At 73.8% G+C, this 18,070-nt stretch carries 20 protein-coding genes and 1 riboswitch; of the genes, 9 read left to right on the top strand and 11 right to left on the bottom strand.

Annotation, left to right across the window (positions count from 1 at the left end):
- On the top strand, positions 1-115 hold a 115-nt coding region (locus RM844_RS29480), incomplete at its 5' end, for an acyl-CoA dehydrogenase family protein (protein ID WP_394814631.1).
- A gap of 89 nt (positions 116-204) precedes the next feature.
- On the top strand, positions 205-615 hold the full coding sequence (locus RM844_RS29485) for a nuclear transport factor 2 family protein (RefSeq protein WP_311670479.1): 411 nt from the start codon (positions 205-207) through the stop codon (positions 613-615).
- 16 nt (positions 616-631) lie between these two features.
- On the opposite strand, the gene RM844_RS29490 is transcribed toward RM844_RS29485, so the two are convergent.
- The gene (locus RM844_RS29490; RefSeq protein ID WP_311670480.1) at positions 632-1,405 is read right to left on the bottom strand and encodes a TetR/AcrR family transcriptional regulator; all 774 of its coding nucleotides are present in this window, start codon (positions 1,403-1,405) and stop codon (positions 632-634) included.
- A 154-nt stretch (positions 1,406-1,559) separates the two neighbouring features.
- On the opposite strand from RM844_RS29490, the gene RM844_RS29495 reads away from it, so the two are divergent.
- Positions 1,560-2,552 carry an ATP-binding cassette domain-containing protein gene (locus RM844_RS29495; protein ID WP_311670481.1) on the top strand — a complete coding sequence of 331 codons (993 nt, stop codon included), beginning with the start codon at positions 1,560-1,562 and terminating at the stop codon, positions 2,550-2,552.
- Positions 2,549-3,427, top strand: coding sequence for an ABC transporter permease (locus RM844_RS29500; protein ID WP_311670482.1), 879 nt, complete (start codon positions 2,549-2,551; stop codon positions 3,425-3,427). The genes RM844_RS29495 and RM844_RS29500 overlap by 4 nt, the downstream gene beginning before the upstream one ends.
- Before the next feature lie 70 nt (positions 3,428-3,497).
- On the opposite strand, the gene RM844_RS29505 is transcribed toward RM844_RS29500, so the two are convergent.
- The 4 genes from RM844_RS29505 to RM844_RS29520 form a co-directional block, all read right to left on the bottom strand.
- Complete coding sequence (locus RM844_RS29505) at positions 3,498-4,244, bottom strand: M23 family metallopeptidase (protein WP_311670483.1); 747 nt, start codon at positions 4,242-4,244, stop codon at positions 3,498-3,500.
- A gap of 4 nt (positions 4,245-4,248) precedes the next feature.
- Positions 4,249-4,463, bottom strand: a riboswitch (cyclic di-AMP (ydaO/yuaA leader).
- Positions 4,464-4,752: 289 nt separating this feature from the next.
- Positions 4,753-5,979 carry a dipeptidase gene (locus RM844_RS29510; protein ID WP_311670484.1) on the bottom strand — a complete coding sequence of 409 codons (1,227 nt, stop codon included), beginning with the start codon at positions 5,977-5,979 and terminating at the stop codon, positions 4,753-4,755.
- Positions 5,976-6,515, bottom strand: coding sequence for a 5-(carboxyamino)imidazole ribonucleotide mutase (gene purE / locus RM844_RS29515; protein WP_311670485.1), 540 nt, complete (start codon positions 6,513-6,515; stop codon positions 5,976-5,978). The genes RM844_RS29510 and purE overlap by 4 nt, the downstream gene beginning before the upstream one ends.
- Positions 6,516-6,573: 58 nt before the next feature.
- Positions 6,574-7,713 (bottom strand): 5-(carboxyamino)imidazole ribonucleotide synthase, encoded by a 1,140-nt coding sequence (locus RM844_RS29520; protein ID WP_311670486.1) that lies wholly within the window; start codon positions 7,711-7,713, stop codon positions 6,574-6,576.
- A gap of 140 nt (positions 7,714-7,853) precedes the next feature.
- On the opposite strand from RM844_RS29520, the gene RM844_RS29525 reads away from it, so the two are divergent.
- Positions 7,854-8,348, top strand: coding sequence for a protease inhibitor I42 family protein (locus RM844_RS29525; protein WP_311670487.1), 495 nt, complete (start codon positions 7,854-7,856; stop codon positions 8,346-8,348).
- Positions 8,349-8,407: 59 nt separating this feature from the next.
- Complete coding sequence (locus RM844_RS29530; RefSeq protein ID WP_311670488.1) at positions 8,408-8,968, top strand: GtrA family protein; 561 nt, start codon at positions 8,408-8,410, stop codon at positions 8,966-8,968.
- Positions 8,969-8,990: 22 nt separating this feature from the next.
- On the opposite strand, the gene RM844_RS29535 is transcribed toward RM844_RS29530, so the two are convergent.
- The 4 genes from RM844_RS29535 to RM844_RS29550 form a co-directional block, all read right to left on the bottom strand.
- The gene (locus RM844_RS29535; protein WP_311670489.1) at positions 8,991-10,241 is read right to left on the bottom strand and encodes an ATP-binding protein; all 1,251 of its coding nucleotides are present in this window, start codon (positions 10,239-10,241) and stop codon (positions 8,991-8,993) included.
- A gap of 12 nt (positions 10,242-10,253) precedes the next feature.
- A complete protein-coding gene (locus RM844_RS29540; RefSeq protein WP_311670490.1) occupies positions 10,254-10,931 on the bottom strand; it encodes a response regulator transcription factor in 678 nt (225 codons plus the stop codon).
- 82 nt (positions 10,932-11,013) lie between these two features.
- Positions 11,014-11,499 (bottom strand): ATP-binding protein, encoded by a 486-nt coding sequence (locus RM844_RS29545; RefSeq protein ID WP_311670491.1) that lies wholly within the window; start codon positions 11,497-11,499, stop codon positions 11,014-11,016.
- 234 nt (positions 11,500-11,733) lie between these two features.
- Positions 11,734-12,114 (bottom strand): STAS domain-containing protein, encoded by a 381-nt coding sequence (locus RM844_RS29550; RefSeq protein WP_311670492.1) that lies wholly within the window; start codon positions 12,112-12,114, stop codon positions 11,734-11,736.
- Positions 12,115-12,362: 248 nt separating this feature from the next.
- Here RM844_RS29550 and RM844_RS29555 point away from each other — a divergent pair, with 248 nt between their 5' ends.
- A complete protein-coding gene (locus RM844_RS29555; protein WP_311670493.1) occupies positions 12,363-13,322 on the top strand; it encodes an RNA polymerase sigma factor SigF in 960 nt (319 codons plus the stop codon).
- Between the two features lie 292 nt (positions 13,323-13,614).
- A complete protein-coding gene (locus tag RM844_RS29560) occupies positions 13,615-14,301 on the top strand; it encodes an MOSC domain-containing protein (RefSeq protein WP_311670494.1) in 687 nt (228 codons plus the stop codon).
- Between the two features lie 63 nt (positions 14,302-14,364).
- Here RM844_RS29560 and RM844_RS29565 read toward each other — a convergent pair whose 3' ends face one another.
- The gene (locus RM844_RS29565; protein WP_311670495.1) at positions 14,365-15,768 is read right to left on the bottom strand and encodes an MFS transporter; all 1,404 of its coding nucleotides are present in this window, start codon (positions 15,766-15,768) and stop codon (positions 14,365-14,367) included.
- Between the two features lie 188 nt (positions 15,769-15,956).
- On the opposite strand from RM844_RS29565, the gene RM844_RS29570 reads away from it, so the two are divergent.
- Positions 15,957-16,559, top strand: coding sequence for a hypothetical protein (locus tag RM844_RS29570; RefSeq protein WP_311670496.1), 603 nt, complete (start codon positions 15,957-15,959; stop codon positions 16,557-16,559).
- Positions 16,560-16,731: 172 nt separating this feature from the next.
- On the opposite strand, the gene hutI is transcribed toward RM844_RS29570, so the two are convergent.
- Positions 16,732-17,904 carry an imidazolonepropionase gene (gene hutI / locus RM844_RS29575; protein WP_311670497.1) on the bottom strand — a complete coding sequence of 391 codons (1,173 nt, stop codon included), beginning with the start codon at positions 17,902-17,904 and terminating at the stop codon, positions 16,732-16,734.
- Between the last annotated feature and the right edge of the window lie 166 nt (positions 17,905-18,070).

Consider the following 18,070-nt stretch of genomic DNA (forward strand, 5'->3'; position numbering starts at 1 on the left):
TGCAGTGAATCCCGGCCCGCCGGCCAGCAGTCCCCACCGCGACGCCAAGATCACCCAGATCTACGAGGGCACCAACCAGATCCAGCGGATCGTGATGGCGAGGAACCTGCCCTGACCCGCGCCACGGCGACCGGGCGCCGTGCCGGCCGCCCGGTCGCCGCGCTCGGCTGACGCGTTGTCAGTCCGCCGTGCGAGGCTACCGACATGAGTGCACAGCGGGATGAGCGAGACGAGACCGGCGAGCGGCTGCGGGTGGTCCAGGGGTTGTGGGACCGCACGCAGGCGCGGGACTGGGCGGGTGTGGGGGCGCTGTTGGCGCCCGACGTCGTGGTGGAGTGGCCGGCGAGCGGCGAGCGCATCGTCGGCCGGGAGAACTACGTGGGGATGAACGCCGCGTACCCGGAGGGCTGGTCCATCCGGGTACTGCGGCTGGTGGCCGACGACGACTGCGTGGTCTCGGAGGTCGAGGTGCCGCACGAGGAGACGGGCGTGCACCGGGTGGCCTCGTTCTGGTCGGTGCGGGGCGGCCTGATCGTGGCGGGCCGGGAGTACTGGACGGAGTTGGGCGCCGATCCGGCGCCGGGCTGGCGGGCCCGCTACGTCGAGCGGATGTGACGCGGGGCGGGGCCGGTCAGTCGGCCGCCTCCCCGCCCGCCTCGTCCTCCCGTCGACGGATCAGCGCCGCCACGCTGTTCAGCAGGAACTCCAGGCTCTGGTCGAAGTCGTCCGCTGGTGAGTTCTCGTTCTCGAAGACGCCGGTCGCGGTGACCTTGGCGAGGGTCGGGTAGCGCCCGTCGCCCATGATCTTGGGGAGCATGCGGCCGTAGGCGCGCCCCCACTCCTCGTAGGAGACGCCGGTGCGCTCGCTGGCGCGGGTCATGGAGACCTCCTGCCGGGTGCTGCCGAGCACGAAGCTCGTGAGGATCATCAGCACCTCCATCATGTCGCCCTCGTTGAGCGGGGTCTCGTCCATGGCGGCCAGCGCCGCCTCCATCCAGGCCAGGTTGTTCGGGCCGAACGGGGGCGCCCCGATCGGGATGTCCAGCATCCAGGGGCGACCGACCACCATCTCCCGCATCTGCCGGCCCCAGCAGCGGAGCGCGCCGCGCCAGTCGGCCGGCCAGTCGGTGGTGTCCGGCGGACCACTGCCCATGTGGAACATCAGGTCCAGCAGGTCGTCCTTGCTGGGCACATAGCGGTAGAGGGTCATGGTGGTCACGCCCAGGGCCTGCGCGATCCGCCGCATCGAGACGGCGCCGACGCCCTCGGCGTCGGCGATCCGCACCGCCTCCCCGACCACCTGATCGACGCTCAGGCTGCCTCGCGGCCCCCTGGTGCCCGCGGCGCGGGTGCGCCAGAGCAGGTCGAGCAGGTACTGCGGGTCGCGCCCGTCCTCCGCCGCCATGCCGCCGTTCCTCCCGCGTCAGGTCATCTGTGGGTCGCGGCCATCGTAGAACTATGTACACCGTCCACAGTAAGTGTACGCTGTACACGGAAATGTACGCCGTACACGGTTTCCGTCGACGCGGCGGGACCAGACCTGGACGGGTGGGGATGACATGACCGCAACGGCCATCAGCGCCGAGGGGATACGCAAGCGCTACGGGGACACCCAGGCCCTCGACGGCTTCGACCTGACCGTGGCCGAGGGCACGGTGCACGGCCTGCTGGGGCCCAACGGCGCCGGCAAGACCACCGCCGTGCGGACCCTGGCCACGCTCTCCCGGATCACCGAGGGCCGGGCCACCGTCTGCGGCTTCGACGTGGCCGGGCAGCCGGACGAGGTGCGCGCCCGGATCGGCCTCACCGGCCAGTACGCGGCCGTCGACGAGACGTTGAGCGGCCGGCAGAACCTGGTGCTCTTCGGCCGGCTCTTCGGGCTGCGCGGCGGCCGGGCCCGGCGGCGGGCGGACGAGCTGCTGACCCAGTTCGCCCTCACCGACGCCGCGGGCCGGAGCGCCGGGGACTACTCGGGCGGCATGCGCCGCCGGCTCGACCTGGCCGCCAGCATGATCGTCGTGCCCCGGGTGCTGTTCCTGGACGAGCCCACCACGGGCCTCGACCCGCGCAGCCGCAACCAGGTCTGGGACGCGGTCCGTTCCCTGGTCGCCGGCGGCACCACCGTGCTGCTCACCACGCAGTACCTGGAGGAGGCGGACCAACTGGCGGACCTCATCTCGGTGATGGACGCCGGCCGGGTGGTGGCCGAGGGCACCGCCGACGAGCTGAAGGCCCGACTGGGCGGCGACCGGATCGAGGTGGTGGCCCGGGACGTCACCGAGCTGCCCGACACGGCGGCGCTGGTGCGTCGGGTCTGCGACATCGAACCGGAAGTGAACTACGAGACCTGCCAGGTGGTCGCCCGGGTCAACGACCGGGTGCTCGCGCTGACCGAGGTGGCCGCCGCGCTCCGCGCCACCGGCCTGGAGGTGACGGACCTGGGCACCAGGCGACCGTCCCTGGACGAGGTGTTCCTGCACCTCACCGACCGGCCGGCCGGCGAACGCGCGGCCCGGCGGCAGCCGACCCGGAAGGAAGGTAGCGCGGCATGAGCGGCGTCGGAGTCGATCTCGGGCTCGGCAGGGCCGGCGGGACCGCCACGGGCGGCGGGCCACGGCTGGGCGGCACCGCCCGGCGGGGGCCCCGGGTGGCGGTCGCCGACGGGCTGGCGATGACCCGCCGGAACATGGCCCAGCTGGCCCGCAGCCCGGAGGAGATCTCCCTCTACTTCAGCCTGCCGATCCTGTTCGTGCTGGTCTTCGGCTATGTCTTCGGCAGCGGGATGCAGCCGCCGGACGGCGGGAACTACCGCGAGTTCCTGGTCCCCGGCGTGTTCGCCATGACCATGCTGCACGGGATGGGCGCCACCGCCACCTCGTTGGCGTTCGACATCTCGCGGGGTGTGGTGGACCGGTTCCGGGCCATGCCGACGGCCAGGTCGGCGCTGCTGGTCGGGCGCTGCCTGGCGGACCAGCTGCGGGCCCTGCTGGAGATGGTCGCGCTGCTGGTCTGCGGCCTGCTGGTGGGCTGGGAGTGGAACCGCGGGCTGGGGCGCGCCCTGGTGGCGGTGGGGCTGCTGCTGCTCCTGCGGATGGCGATCTCCTGGATCGGTGTCTACCTCGCGCTGCTGCTGCCCAACCCGGACGTGGTCGGCGTCGTGGTCTTCCCGCTGGCCTTCCCGTTGACGGCGCTCTCCTGCATCTTCGTGGCGCCGGAGCTGATGCCAGGCTGGCTGGGGACCATCGCGGAGTGGAACCCGCTCTCGGCCACGGTGGCCGCGAGCCGGGAGCTGTTCGGCAACCCGGGGCTGGGCGGCGACTCCTGGGTGGCCGAGCACGCGCTGCTGCTGGCCGTCGCCTGGCCGCTGGCGATCATCGCGGTCTTCGCGCCGCTGGCGGTGCGCCGCTACCAGCGGCTCACCGACTGAACGGGACCGGGGCCCGCACCCGCGCCGGAGAAGCGGCGGGTGCGGGCCCCGTCTCGGCCCGTGGGGTCCCTCAGATGGAGACGCCGTGCGAGCGCAGGTAGGCCATCGGGTCGATGTCGGAGCCGTAGGCGGGACCGGTGCGGACCTCGAAGTGCAGGTGCGGGCCGGTCACGTTGCCGGTCGCCCCGGAGAGCCCCAGCTGGTCGCCGGCGCCCACCGACTGGCCGACGCTGACCCCGATCGAGGACAGGTGGGCGTACTGGCTGTAGTGGCCGTCGGCGTGCCGCACGACGACCTCGTTGCCGTAGGAGCCGCCGCTGCCGGCGGTGACCACCTCGCCGGCGGCGATGGAGACCACCTGGGTGCCGGTGCCCACCGGGAAGTCGGCCCCGGTGTGGTAGCCGGAGGACCACAGGGCGCCGGCGTTGCCGTAGCCGCCGCCGCTCACGCCGGAGACCGGCGCCACGTAGTCGGCGGACTCGGCGGCCTCGGCGGACTCGGCGACCGCGGCGGCCGGCGCGGCCGCGCCCTCGACGTCGAGCGACAGTTCGAGCCCCGGGGTGATCCGGGTCGGGTCGTCGCCGATGACCTCGCGGTTGGCCTCGTAGAGCTGCTCCCAGCCGCCCTCGACCTCGTGGTCTACGGCGATCCGGTACAGGGTGTCGCCGCCGGCCACGGTGTAGCTGGCCGGGGCGGCGCCGGCGGTGCCGGCGGCGACCAGGGGCAGCCCAAGGCCGGCGGCGCCGACGGTGAGCAGGGCGGCGGCCCGGGGCAGGCGCCGGATGGGCTGACGGCGGTGACGTCCGCGTCCAGACATGAGCGTGTCTCCTCTCCAACGCCTGCGAGGTCAGCTGTCGGGTTCGGGCCGGAGTCGCCCGGCCACGACCGGACGGGGCGCGGAACCGCGCCTCGTGCCGCCGTGGCTTCACCCCGAGCCGGACCGGTGTCACGGTCCGGCGGAATTGGGTCCCCCGCTCCTGTCAGACGGAATGTCCATGTGTCCGCCTCCGGTGACAGGATTCGGCGTCCGGAGCGGTTGGCCGCGAATGCGACGCGGAGGGAACGGTAAACCCGCGAATTCACCCCGGACAAGAAATGCGGAACGCCGAAGACGTGACCGGGAATACCCGGAACCCCATGAGATGACGCAGCGTTCTGATCCTTTTCCGCACCGTCAACGGCGGCGTTTCCGGAATGGCGCGCCAAGTCGCCACGCACGCGGTTCACTTGCCGGGTCCGGGGCCGGGACGGGCACCCCGGGGGCCGGAACGCGGCGCGCCCCGCCCGTGAGTTCGGTCACGGGCGGGGCGCGGTCCAGCGCTTTCTCACCTTCGCGCGGAATGTCCGTTCTGTCCGCCGTCCAGCTCGGCGATGGTCGCGATCGACGGGCCGCGCCGAGCGCTCTCCTCGACGGCGACCCGCTCCGCGCCACGCAGCACCCGCACCGCGTTCTCCCAGGTCAGCTTGGCCAGGTCGGCCGGCGACCAGTGCCGCTCCAGCAGCTCGGCGACCAGCAGCGGATAGCCGGAGACGTCTTCCAGGCCCTGCGGCAGGAAGGCCGTGCCGTCGTAGTCGCCGCCGATCCCGAGGTGGTCGATGCCGGCCACCTCCCGCATGTGGTCCAGGTGGTCGGCGACGGTGGCCGCGGTGGCCACCGGCCGCGGCACCGCGGCCTCGAAGGCGTGCTGCACCCGCATCGCCGGCTCCGTGGTGTCCAGCGGATGGAACCCGTTGGCCCGCATGTTCTCGTCGGCCCGCCGGGTCCACTCGATGGCCTCGGGCAGCACGAACTTGGGCACGAAGGTGGCCATCGCGATCCCGCCGTTGGCCGGCAGCGCGGCCAGCACGTCGTCCGGGATATTGCGTGGATGGTCGCAGACCGCGCGCGCCGATGAATGCGAGAAAATCACCGGAGCCGTGGAGATCCGCAACGCGTCCCGCATCACGTCGGCGGACACGTGCGAGAGGTCGACCAGCATTCCGACGCGGTTCATCTCGCGCACCACTTCGGCGCCGAAAGCGGTCAGTCCGCCGTGCCGCGCCTCGTCGGTCGCCGAATCCGCCCAGTCGGTCGTGGAGTTGTGGGTCAGCGTCATATAACGCACGCCGAGCCGGTGGAAAGCGCGCAGGGTGGCCAGCGAGTTGTTGATGGCGTGGCCGCCCTCGGCGCCCATCAGGGAGGCGATCCGGCCCTGCGCCCGGGCCGCCACCATGTCGTCGGCGGTGAGCGCCCTGGTCAGGTCGGCCGGGTAGCGGTCCAGCAACCGCCCCACCACGTCGATCTGTTCCAGACAGGCGCTGACCGCGTGGTCGCCGGACAGCTCGGCCGGCACGTAGACCGACCAGAACTGGGCGCCCACCCCGCCGGACCGCAGCCGGCGCAGGTCGGTGTGGAGCCGGCCGGTCAGGTCGCCGGCGATGTCGGCCCGGTCCAGGTCGTAGCCGACCGTCTCACGCAACGCCCACGGCAGGTCGTTGTGCCCGTCCACCAGCGGGTACTCGGCCAGCAGCGCCCTGGCCTCGGCCAGCCGCCCGGCGGCGCCGCCCGTCACCGGTCCGTCTCCGCGTCGGCGGCCAGCGAGTCCCGCAGCCGGCGGCCCTTCTCCCTGGCCTGCTCGCGCAGTTCGTCCTGGAAGTCGCGCATCCGGGCGCGCAGCGCCGGGTCCGTGCCGCCCAGGATCCGCGCCGCCAGCAGACCCGCGTTGCGGGCGCCGCCGACCGAGACGGTGGCGACCGGCACGCCGGCCGGCATCTGCACGATGGAGAGCAGCGAGTCCATCCCGTCCAGGTGCTTGAGCGGCACCGGCACCCCGATCACCGGCAGCGGGGTCAGCGAGGCGAGCATGCCCGGCAGGTGGGCGGCCCCCCCGGCGCCGGCGATGATCACCGAGAGACCGCGGTCGGCCGCCTCCCGGCCGTAACTGACCATCTCGGTGGGCATCCGGTGCGCCGAGACGACGTCCGCCTCGTAGGGCACGCCGAACTCGTCGAGCACCTCGGCCGCGGCCCGCATCACCGGCCAGTCGGAGTCGGAACCCATCACGATGCCCACCAGGGGCGCCGGGGGGACGGTCGGTTGCTCGCTCATGCCTCACCATTCGTCGTTCGCGGGTGGTCCGCGCCCCGGGGCGGGCGCGCGGGCGCGGTCACTCGTCGATGAGCCCGCGCAAGTAGTCGGCGGCGTGCCGGGCGCGCTCGGTCACCTCGGCCAGATCGTCGCCGTAGGTGGTGACATGACCGACCTTGCGGCCGGGCCGGACGTCCTTGCCGTACATGTGGATCTTCAGGCCGGGGTCGCGGGCCATGCAGTGCAGGTAGGCCGGGTACATCTCCGGGTAGTCCCCGCCGAGGACATTCGCCATCACCGTCCAGGGCGCCCGGGCCCTGGGGTCGCCCAGCGGCAGGTCCAGCACGGCCCGCAGGTGGTTGGCGAACTGCGAGGTGACGGCGCCGTCCTGGGTCCAGTGGCCGGAGTTGTGCGGGCGCATCGCCAGCTCGTTGACCAGCACCCGGCCGTCCCGCGTCTCGAACAGCTCGACCGCGAGGTGGCCGACCACGCCCAGCTCGGTGGCGATCCGCAGCGCCGTCTCCTGCGCCGAGGCGGCGAGCCCGGGCGCCAGCTCGGGGGCGGGCGCGATCACCGTGTCGCAGACGCCGGCCACCTGCCGGGACTCCACCACCGGGTAGGCCACCGCCTGCCCGTGCGGGGAGCGGACCACGTTCGCCGCCAGCTCCCGCCGGAAGTCGACCCGTTCCTCGCCCAGCACCGGCACCCCGGCGCGGAACGCGTCCTCGGCCTCCGCCGGGGTCCCGACCAGCCAGACGCCCTTGCCGTCGTAGCCGCCGCGCACCGTCTTCAGCACCACGGGGAACCCGCCGACCTCGGCGGCGAACCGCGCCACGTCGGCCGGGTCGGTGACGATCCGGTGGCGTGGGCAGGGCACCCCGAGCGCGGTCAGCCGGGCCCGCATCACGCCCTTGTCCTGCGCGTGCACCAGCGCGTCCGGGCCGGGCCGCACCGGGATGCCATCGGCCTCCAACGCACGCAAATGCTCTGTCGGTACATGTTCGTGATCAAAAGTGATCACATCGCACCCCTTGGCGAACGCCCGGAGGGTGGCCAGATCGCGGTAGTCGCCGACCACCACGTCGTTCACCACCAACGCCGCCGAGTCCTGCGGGGTGTCACTGAGCAGCTTGAAACTGATGCCGAGCGGGATGCCCGCCTCATGGGTCATACGGGCGAGCTGACCGCCTCCGACCATGCCGACCACGGGAAATGTCACGCGCCCCAGGGTATCCGGCCGCCCGATCCGGCCGATCCGTGGCCCGGAACCGGCACGCCCCGCCGCTACGTCCACCCCGATGAGACCCCGGCGCCGGCGGACCGGTCCGGGCGGGTGGACGAGGGCTGGGGGGAGAACCCGTGCGGAGCAGAGAGCAGGACGGAGAGCCGAGCGGCGAGCGGGGCGGAGAAACGATCCGGCGAGGCGCGGGGTGGCGCGCGCGGAGTACCGCGCGCCGCGCGTTGACCGCGCCGATGGCGGCGCTGGCGCTGCTGCTCGGCGCCGTCGGCTGCGCGGAGGACGCCGCCGACGAGCCCCGGTTCACCGACCCGGAGCAGCCGGTCGAGGTCGAGGTCGGCGAGACCTTCGTGCTGGAGCAGTACGAGAACCCGACCACCGGCTTCGTCTGGGAGATCCTGGACCCGGCGCCGGACAGCGGCGTGATCCGCGCGGCCGGCGACGACTACGTCTCGGACGAGCCGCAGCTGGACGGCACCGGCGGGGTGCGGCTGCTGCGCTTCGAGGCGGTGGCCGAGGGCGAGACCACGGTCAGCATGGCCAAGTTCCGGGGCGAGCAGGCCGGCGGCCGGGAGATCGCCTTCGAGATCACCGTGACCGCCCCGGCCGACGGGTGAGCCCCGGGCGGACGGCGCACGACGGGCCGCTGTCGGAGGGCGTGGTTAGCATGGCGGACATGAGCGAGGAGCATCCGCTCCGGGCCCGACTGCGCGGGGTCGCCAGGGAAGCGGCGAAGTTCGGCACGGTCGGCGCGTTCGGCTTCCTGGTCAACGTCCTGGTCTTCAACCTGTGCTCCCAGGTGGCCGGGCTGGCGCCGATCCGCTCCGGGGTGCTCGCCACCTCCGCCGCCATCTGCACCAACTACCTGGGCAACAGCTACTGGACCTACCGGCACCGGGACCGCTCCGGCCGGCGGCGGGAGATCGCGCTCTTCGTGCTCTTCTCCGCCGTTGGCATGATCATCGAGAACGGCGTGCTGGCGCTCTCCCACTACGGCCTCGGGCTCACCTCGGCGCTGGCCGACAACCTGGCGAAGAACGTGGTCGGCCTCGGCATCGGCTCGCTCTTCCGGTTCTGGTCCTACCGCACCTGGGTCTTCCGCCGGGTGGCGGCCGCCCCGGCCGCGCCAGCCGACCGGCGGGCGTCGTCCGGGGCGCGGCCGGAGACGTTCCGGGAGGCCGGGCGCACCGGGGGGCGCCGGCCGGGCGCCCTGCCGCTGGGCCAGGGCCGCCGCTGATCCGCCGCCAGGCGGCGCGCGGTCAGGACCGGCCGCCCGACTCGGCCTCCCGGCTCAGGAACAGCGCGAAGACCGGCGGCGACAGGCCCAGCAGCTCCAGCCGCCCGCCGTCCGCCTCCGCCAGGTCGCGGGCGACGGCCAGCCCGAGGCCGGTGGAGTTCCGCGCGCTCACGGTGCGTTCGAAGACCCGGGCGCCCAGTTCCTTGGGCACCCCGGGGCCCTCGTCGGTGACCTCGACGACCACCTGGTTGCCAGCGACCCGGGTGCGCAGGGCGACCGTGCCGGCGCCGTGCATCAACGCGTTCTCCACCAGCGTCGCCAGCACCTGGGAGACGGCGCCCGGGGTGCCGACCGCGCGCAGGCCCTGCTTCCCCGAGTGCACGATGGCCCGCCCGCCGCCCCGGTAGGCCGGTCGCCACTCCTCCATCTGCTGGGCCACCGCCTCGTCCAGGTCGAAGCCGACCGCGGAGCCCAGCCGGGGGTCCCTGGAGTTGGTCAGCAGCCGCTGGACCACGTCGGTCAGCCGCTCGACCTGGGCCAGGGCGACCGCCGCCTCCTCCTTGACAATGTCCCGGTCCTCGGTGGCGATGATCTCCTCAAGGCGCATGGAGAGCGCGGTCAACGGGGTGCGCAGCTGGTGGGAGGCGTCGGCGGCCAGCCGCCGCTCGGCGGTCAGCATCCGGGCGATCCGCTCGGCGCTGGTGTCCAGCACGTCGGCGACCCGGTCCAGCTCGGGCACCCCGTACCTGCGGTGCCGCGGCCGCGGGTCGCCGGAGCCGAGCCGCTCCGCCGTCTCGGCGAGGTCGGTGAGCGGCGCCGAGACCCGCCGGGCCTGCCGCACCGCGAGCAGCGCGGCGGCGGCGACCGCCAGCAGCGAGACCACCAGGATGATCACCAGCATCCGGCTGATCTCGTTGCTGACCACGCTGCGCGGCTGACGCACCTCGACGGTCTCGCCGTGCATCCCGGTCTGCCGGCTCTCCATGGCGTCGTCGCCGGCCGAGGCGCCGATCCGGATGGCCGGCTGCTCCGGCAGGTCGATCACCACCTGCCGGTCGGGCGGTGCCGAGGCCCCCATCGTCTCGGCCGTGATGGGCTCACCGGCGGCGATCCGGCTCTCCACGTCGGCCAGCAGCCGGGCGGTCTCGGCCTCCAGCCGGTCCCGCGCGCTGGACTCGATGGTCCGCGTCTCGACGATGAAGAGCGAGAGCCCGAAGACCGCGATCACCACCAGGACCACGGAGAGCGTCGAGTTGATCAGTCGGCGGCGCACCGAACGGCCTCGTCAGCTCTTCTCGAAGCGGAATCCCACACCCCGGACGGTGACGATGTAGCGCGGGTTGGCCGCGTCGTCGCCGAGCTTCTTGCGCAGCCAGGAGATGTGCATGTCCAGGGTCTTGGTCGAGGACCACCAGGTGGTGTCCCAGACCTCGCGCATCAGCTGCTCCCGGGTGACGACCCGGCCGGCGTCCCGCACCAGCACCCGCAGCAGGTCGAACTCCTTGGCGGTCAGGTGCAGTTCGTCCTCGCCGATCCAGGCGCGGTGCGACTCCACGTCGATCCGGATGCCGTGCACCGCCGGGGCCGTGCCGGTCTCCGCGTTCCCCCGGCGCAGCAGGGCCCGCACCCGGGCCAGCAGCTCGGCCAGCCGGAACGGCTTGGTGACGTAGTCGTCGGCGCCGGCGTCCAGCCCCACCACGGTGTCCACCTCGTCCGCGCGGGCGGTCAGCACCAGCACCGGCAGTCCGAGGCCCTCGGTGCGCAGCCGGCGGCAGACCTCAAGGCCGTCCATCCCGGGCAGGCCGAGATCGAGCACCACCACGTCCACGTCGCCGCGCAGCCCGGCACGGAGCGCCGCCGGGCCGTCCTCACGCACCTCGACCTCGTATCCCTCGCGGCGCAGGGCACGGGCCAGCGGCTCGGAGATGGATGCGTCGTCCTCGGCGAGCAGCACTCGGGTCATGGCCTGATGGTAGACGCCCACGCCAGTGCGGCAGGGCAGGTCCCGGACGATGGGGCCGGGACCCGCCGTTCACCGGCCGGACTCAGTCGAGCGGCGGCACGGCCAGCTCGGCCCAGACGGTCTTGCCCAGCGCCTCCGGCTCCCGCACCATGCCCCAGTCCAGGCAGAGCCGCTGCACGATGAACATGCCGTGCCCGCCGGGCCGGCCGGGCATCCTGGTGCTGCGCAGCGCGGGCACCCCGCCGCCGCGGTCCAGCACCTCGATCCGGATCAGCTTGTCGCCCCGGCCCACCCGCAGCTCCTCGGGGCCACCGGCGTGCAGGCAGGCGTTGGTGACCAGCTCGGAGACGACCAGCAGCACGTCCTCGGCCGCAGCGTACCGCTCCTCGTCGGCGGCCGGCAGCCAGCCCCAGTCGTGCAGCGCCTGGCGGGTGAACTCCCTGGCCTTGGAGACCACCCCGCTCGTGCCGAGCAGGAGCAGCCTGCGCACCTGCCGAACCGGCTCCTCGGCGACCGCCGGGGGGGCCGCCTCGTGGTCACCAGCGGGGCGCGGTCGAGTCGTTCCCATACACGCCTCCCCTAGCCTCTGTCAGCCTCGCGCACTCCGCGCTGGGCCGCGCTTTCCCTCACCAACCGGGTGCCGGGTTCGTTCCGTTCGGTCCGGCATTGCATCGAGTGGTCTCCTGCCCGTCCGCACGGAACGCACACCCGCCCCACGGGGAATCCTTCGGGCGGTGTGACGTGCTCCCAGGAGTAGTGTGACGGGCGACGATGGCGCCGTACAGCGGCCCCCGTGCCGCCGCTACTCGGGGGGCGGGGGAGCCAGGGCCTCGGCGAGCGTCTCGTGCACCGTGAAGACCGCGGTGGCGCCCGTTATTTCCAGAATTCGGGCGACGATCGGTGGCATCGCCGCCAAATGCACCGCGCCGCCGACCTTCTCGGCCTCCAGCCGTGTGGCGAGAAGCACATTCAGCCCGATCGAGTCGCAGAACTCCAGACCGGAACAGTCGATGACGATCCGACCGCCACTCTCGGTCACGCACTCACTCAGCGCGACACGGAGCCGCTCGGCGGAGTGGTGATCCAGCTCACCGGAGGGCGCGACCACCGCCGCGGCGGGCGTCCGCCGCACATCGACCGTCAGTCCGCGCCGGTAGGTGCCACCCGGCATACCGCGGTCCATGCGGCCCCCTTCTCCTTGGAGCGCCCTGCTGACTTGGTTCGAAACCTTAGCCGCTGAACGGCCACCCTGACACCCCAACAGGGCAGACTTAAGGCACAATTCGGACGGAACGGACTTGCGATAGTCGCGGGAATCCGGGTAGGGCTAGAGAAGCACCAGTTTTTTCGAGCCGGCTTGGAGGCGCCGCACCCCCAGTGCACGTCATGGCTTCGGCGGCCATACGCCGAGAGACTACGGAGGACAACACCATGTCACCCGCCCCCCGTACCCACGAACCGCATACCAGCGGCCCCGCGCGGGTCGCGACCCCCGCGGGGCCCACTTCGACCGCGGCGCCCGCCGACTCCCCGGCCCACGCCGGGCCCTCGGCGCCCGCCGAACCGCCGGCGCCCGCCGAGGACCTGCTCGCGTCCCTCCCGGAGATCCCACCCTTCGACCAGGTGGCCCCGCTGGACGCCCGCGAGCTGTCCAGGAGCCTCTTCCTCCGCCTCGGCGACCTGGAGGAGGGCACCCACGAGTACGCCTACGTCCGGAACACGCTGGTGGAACTCAACCTGGCGCTGGTGAAGTTCGCCGCCGCCCGGTTCCGCTCCCGCAGCGAGCCGATGGAGGACATCATCCAGGTCGGCACGATCGGCCTGATCAAGGCGATCGACCGCTTCGAGCCGGACCGCGGCGTCGAGTTCCCGACCTTCGCGATGCCGACCATCGTCGGCGAGATCAAGCGCTTCTTCCGGGACACCTCCTGGTCGGTCCGGGTGCCGCGGCGGCTCCAGGAGCTGCGCCTCGACCTGGCCAAGGCCGGCGACGAGCTGGCCCAGCGGCTGGATCGCTCCCCCACCGTCGCCGAGCTGGCCGAGCGGCTCGGGATCTCCGAGGAAGAGGTGGTGGAGGGCATGGCCGCCTCCAACGCCTACACCGCCAGCTCGCTGGACGCGCAGCCCGAGGAGGACGACGCCGAGGGCGCGTTGGCCGACCGGATCGGCTACGAGGACCACGGCCTGGAGGGCATCGAGTACATCGAGTCGCTCAAGCCGCTGATCGCCGAGCTGGCGCCGCGCGACCGCCGCATCCTCTCGCTGCGCTTCGTGGCCAACATGACGCAGTCGGAGATCGGTGAGGAGCTGGGCATCTCGCAGATGCACGTCTCCCGACTCCTGTCACGCACGCTCAGCCGGCTACGTCGCGGGTTGATGGTCGAGGAGTAGGGCCTACGGCGCCGGCCCGGCGCCCGGCGACGCGCGCGGCGGCCGCCGCGGGGCGTGGCACGGCGGGCCGTGGCCGACGGACACACCGCTCGGGGCGACCGGATCGCGCCGACCACCGGGGCCGGTGGCTCGGGTGCCAGCCGGCCGGTACGTCCGACGCAGCGGGCAGCCTGGACGGCGCGCGGAGTTGAGCCGCGCGCCGTCCAGGCTTCTGTGCGCCGGCGGGCGGAGGCCGGCGGCCCCCGGCCGGGAAGCCGAGCGGCGCGACAGACCGGCCCGTTAGGGTGCTGACATGCCAGGAACACTGCTGAGCGTCAACGTCGGCCGGGCCACCACCGCCGCCAAGACCGGTGCGCCCGAGGGGCTGACCGGCATCGACAAGCGGCCGGTCGAGGGCCCGGTGGCGGTCAGCGCGCCGGGTCCCAGGGGGGTGGGCGGCAGCGGCCTCGCCGGGGACGCCATCGGGGACACCCGCCACCACGGCGGCGACGACCAGGCGGTCTACGTCTACGCCCGGGAGGACCTGGAGCACTGGGCCGGCGAGCTGGGCCGCCCGCTGACCAACGGTGTCTTCGGCGAGAATCTGACCACCGAGGGGATCGACGTCGGCGACGTGCGCGTCGGCGAGCAGTGGCGGGTGGGGGCGGAGCTGCTGTTGGAGGCCACCTCGCCGCGCATCCCGTGCGCGACCTTCGCCGACTGGCTCGGCGAGCGCGGCTGGGTCAAGCGGTTCGCCGGCGGCCGGCGGCCCGGGGCCTACTTCCGGGTGCTCCGGCCGGGGCCGATCAGTCCAGGGGACCGGATCGAGGTCGTGCACCGGCCGGACCACGAGGTCTCGGTGGCCTTCGCCTTCCGGGCCCAGCTGGGCGAGCCCGAGCTGCGGCCCCGGGTGCTGGCGGCCGGAGCCGCCCTGCACGGCGAGCTGTTCGCCAGGGCCACCGAGTGGGCCGAGGCCGCCGCCGAACCGACCGAACGCTGAAGCTCTCCGGGGCCGGGCCGGGCCGGGCCCGGCCGGGGCGGGGCGGGCCCGGCCGGGGCGGGGTCAACGACCGCCGGCTCCGCCCGCGTCGCCGAGCGCCTCGTCGATCAGGGACTGCGGCAACCCGCGCCGCACGGCGACGGCCAGCGCCACCAGCACCACCGCGGTCAGCAGCAGCGGCGACCGCAGCGCCACCTCCCGCCCCCAGTGCGGTTCCATGACCGTCACCAGCAGGCCGCCCAACGCGGTGCCCAGCGGGATGGTGCCCCAGCCCAGCAGCCGGTAGACGCTGTTCACCCGGCCCAACAGCCGGTCGGGTATGAGGGTCTGACGCAGCGACACAGTGGTCACGTTCCACAGGACCACGGCGAGGCCGAGCAGGCTCATCACCGCGCCCACCAGCACCGCGTGCGAGGACAGGCCGGCGACCGCGAAGACCACGGCCTGGATCAGGACGAGCAGGAAGAGGCTGGTGGCCCGGCCCACGGCCCGCACCACCCGGCCGGCGACCAGCCCGCCGACCAGCGCCCCGATCCCGGGCGCCGCGGAGAGCACCGCGAAGCCCGTCGGCCCGAGGTGCAGCAGCTCCCGGGCGAAGAGCACGTAGCTGACCAGGGCGCCCTGGGCCACCATGTTGGTGATCGCGAGGGCGATCGCCAGCCGGCGCAGCAGCCGGTGCCCCCGGAGCCAGCGGACGCCCTCCACCGTCTCCGCCCACATGGACGGCCGCCGCGGCGGGTCCGCTGGCGAGCGCGGACCGGGCAACGCGGCGGCCCCGCCTCCGCGTTCGCCTCCCGCCCCGAGCCCCGGCCCGGCACCGGCCGCCGGCGCGGCGGCCCCGGCGCGGAAGGTCCCGCGCAGCAACAGCAGCAGCCCCCCGGCCACCAGGGCCGTCACCGCGTCGAAGGCGAACGGCGCGGCCAGCGCCAAGGCGAGCAGCAGCCCGCCGAGCGGCTTGGCCAGGAAGTCGTCGGCGACCACCTGGGCGGCCATCAACCGCCCGTTGGCGGTGTCCAGCCGCTCCCGCTCCACCAGCGCGGGCAGCAGGACCTGGGAGGTGTTGTCGAAGAGCACCTCGGCGAAGCCGAGCGCCAGCGCGCAGAGGCAGAGCAGCGGCAGCGACAGCGCTTCGACCGCCACCAGCACCGCGACCGCGCCCACCACCAGGGCCCTGACCACGCACATCCACACCATCACCAAGCGCCGGTCCAACCGGTCGGCCAACGCGCCGGCCGGCAGGCTGAACAGCAGCCAGGGGAGCCGGTTGCTCATCGCCACCAGGGCGATCAGCAGGGCGCTGTCGGTCAGGGTGCTGGCCAGCCAGGGAAAGGCCACCGCCGTCGCCCCCTGGCCGAGGTTGGCCACCGTGCTGGCCGTCCAGAGGCGCCAGAACGGCCGCCCCAGGCCCTGCCGTTGGGCCGCGCCCCCGCCGGGGGTCACCGCGTGCTCGCGGCTTCCGTTCGTCATGACAGGCATTGTGCACGCCACCACTGACAGTGACGGTTGGGTCGCGGTCTGGCGGGTGGCCGACCACTGTCCGTGATCCCGCACACCGACGGCGAACCGGTCGGTAACCTTTGTGAAGTTCCCCGGGGCGATCGGGAACGGCCGCAAAGCATATGGACATGGAGCGCGCAATCGACAACGCTCAAGGCATGACCACCCCCACACCTCCACATTCCCCACATCAGGAGTTCCTGGCGCACCCGCCCCCACCGGACGCCGCGACCGAGTCCCTGGGCGTGCTGGTGGTGCTCGTCGGTCTGGTGACCACGCTCTCCGGCGTCTCGACGGTGGCCTGGATCGCCCTCGAATTCGACGGGGGCCCGGCCGAGTTGACGCTCAACGAGGTGGCCCGCCTGCTGCCGTCGGCGGAGAAGGGCAGCACGCTCGGCGGGTTCGCCCACCTCCAGCTCCAGTACCTGACGTGGCCGACGGTGCTGGTCGCGGCGCTGGCCTCGCTGGCCACCGCCTGGCCGCGCCCCGGGCTGGCGCCCCGCCGCGGGCCGCGGCGGCTCGCGGTGGCCGCCTGTGTCTACGGCGTCGCCGCCACCGCGCTGTTGGCCGTCTCGCTCGACGGGCTCGGCGTGCGGGAGGGTTACTGGTCGGACTGTCGGGTCCTGGCCGGCCCCTGGGTGACCGCGATCGGCCTGGCCCTGATGCTGCTGGGGGTGCGGATCAGCCGGCGGAGCCGCCGCCCCGCGCCGGCCCCGGACGCGGGCCCGACGCCGGTCGAGCGGCACCTGGCCGAGGACTGACCAGGCCAGCGGCTCCCCGACCACCGGCCGGCCCGACGTTCTCCGGCCCTCCGCCGTCGCCGCCAGGCCGCGCCGACCGGCGCCCTCGACCAGGCCACACGGACCGGCGCGCCGACCAGCCCCGCACCGGCCGGTGCGTACCCCCAGGCCCGCGCGCCGGCCGGCCCGTGCGTCACCAGCCGACGCGGACGCCGTCCCGCCAGACGGCGGCGACCAGCGGGACCCCGGGCCGGTAGGCGAGGTGCACCGGGCTGGGCGCGTCCAGCAACGCCAGGTCGGCCCGGGTGCCGGGGGCGAGCCGGCCGATGTCGGTGCGGTCGAGCGCGGCGGCGCCCCCGGCCGTCGCCGACCAGAGCGCCTCGTCGGGGGTCATCCCCATCTCCCGCACCGCGACGGCCAGACAGAACGGCATCGAACTGGTGAAGGAGGAACCCGGGTTGCAGTCGGTGGCCAGCGCGACCCGCACGCCCGCGTCGAGCAGCCGCCGGGCGTCCGGATAGGGCGCCCGGGTGGAGAACTCGCAACCGGGCAGCAGGGTGGCCACGGTCCGCCCCTGGGCCAGGGCGTCCACGTCGGCGTCGGTGAGGTGGGTGCAGTGGTCGGCGGACGCGGCGCCGAGTTCGACGGCGAGGGTGACGCCCGGGCCGTGTCCCAACTGGTTGGCGTGCACGCGCAGCCCCAGGCCGCGGTCGCGGCCGGCGAGCAGCACCGCGCGCGCCTGGTCGGCGTCGAAGGCGCCGCGCTCGCAGAACACGTCGATCCAGCGGGCGTGGGGAGCGCAGGCGTCCAGCATCGGGCCGGTCACCAGCGCGACGTAGCCGGCCGGGTCGTCGGCGTACTCGGGCGCCACGATGTGGGCGCCGAGGTAGGTGACCTCGGTCAGCTGGCGGGCGGCGACGCGCAGCGCCCGGGCCTCGTCGGCGACGGTCAGCCCGTAGCCGGACTTGGTCTCCACCGTGGTGGTGCCCTGGCGGGCCATCTCCTGCCGGAAGCAAGCCAGCCGCCGGGCGAGTTCGGCGTCCCCGGCGGCCCGGGTGGCCGCCACGGTGGTGGCGATGCCGCCGGCCGCGTAGGGCCGCCCGGCCATCCGGGCGTGGAACTCGGCCGTGCGGTCCCCGGCGAAGAGCAGGTGGGCGTGGGAGTCGACGAAGCCCGGGATGACGCTGCGCCCACCGGCGTCGAGGTGACTGTCAGTGGCGGGTGCTCTACTTGACGTACCGATCCAGGCGATGCGGTCGCCCTCGATCACGAGGGCCGCGTCCTGGAGTTGGCCGAGTGGCCCGGTGCCGAGGGAGGGGTCGTTGGTGATCAGGGTCTTGATGTGGGTGATGGCCGTGCTGGGCATCGGGGCTGCCTCCCGGTGCGGGGTGCTGGTTCGGCGGTGGGCGGGTGCGGCGAGCGCGGTGGGCGTGCCGGGTGCATCCGGGGTGCCGGGTGCGGCGGTTGGGCGCGCCGGGGGCGGCGGCCGGTCGGGGGCGGACGCGTTCGTCGCCCGGCGGTGGGGCGCGGGC

The organism is Streptomyces chisholmiae, from assembly GCF_031845445.1.
Taxonomy (GTDB): Bacteria; Actinomycetota; Actinomycetes; order Streptomycetales; family Streptomycetaceae; genus Streptomyces; species Streptomyces chisholmiae.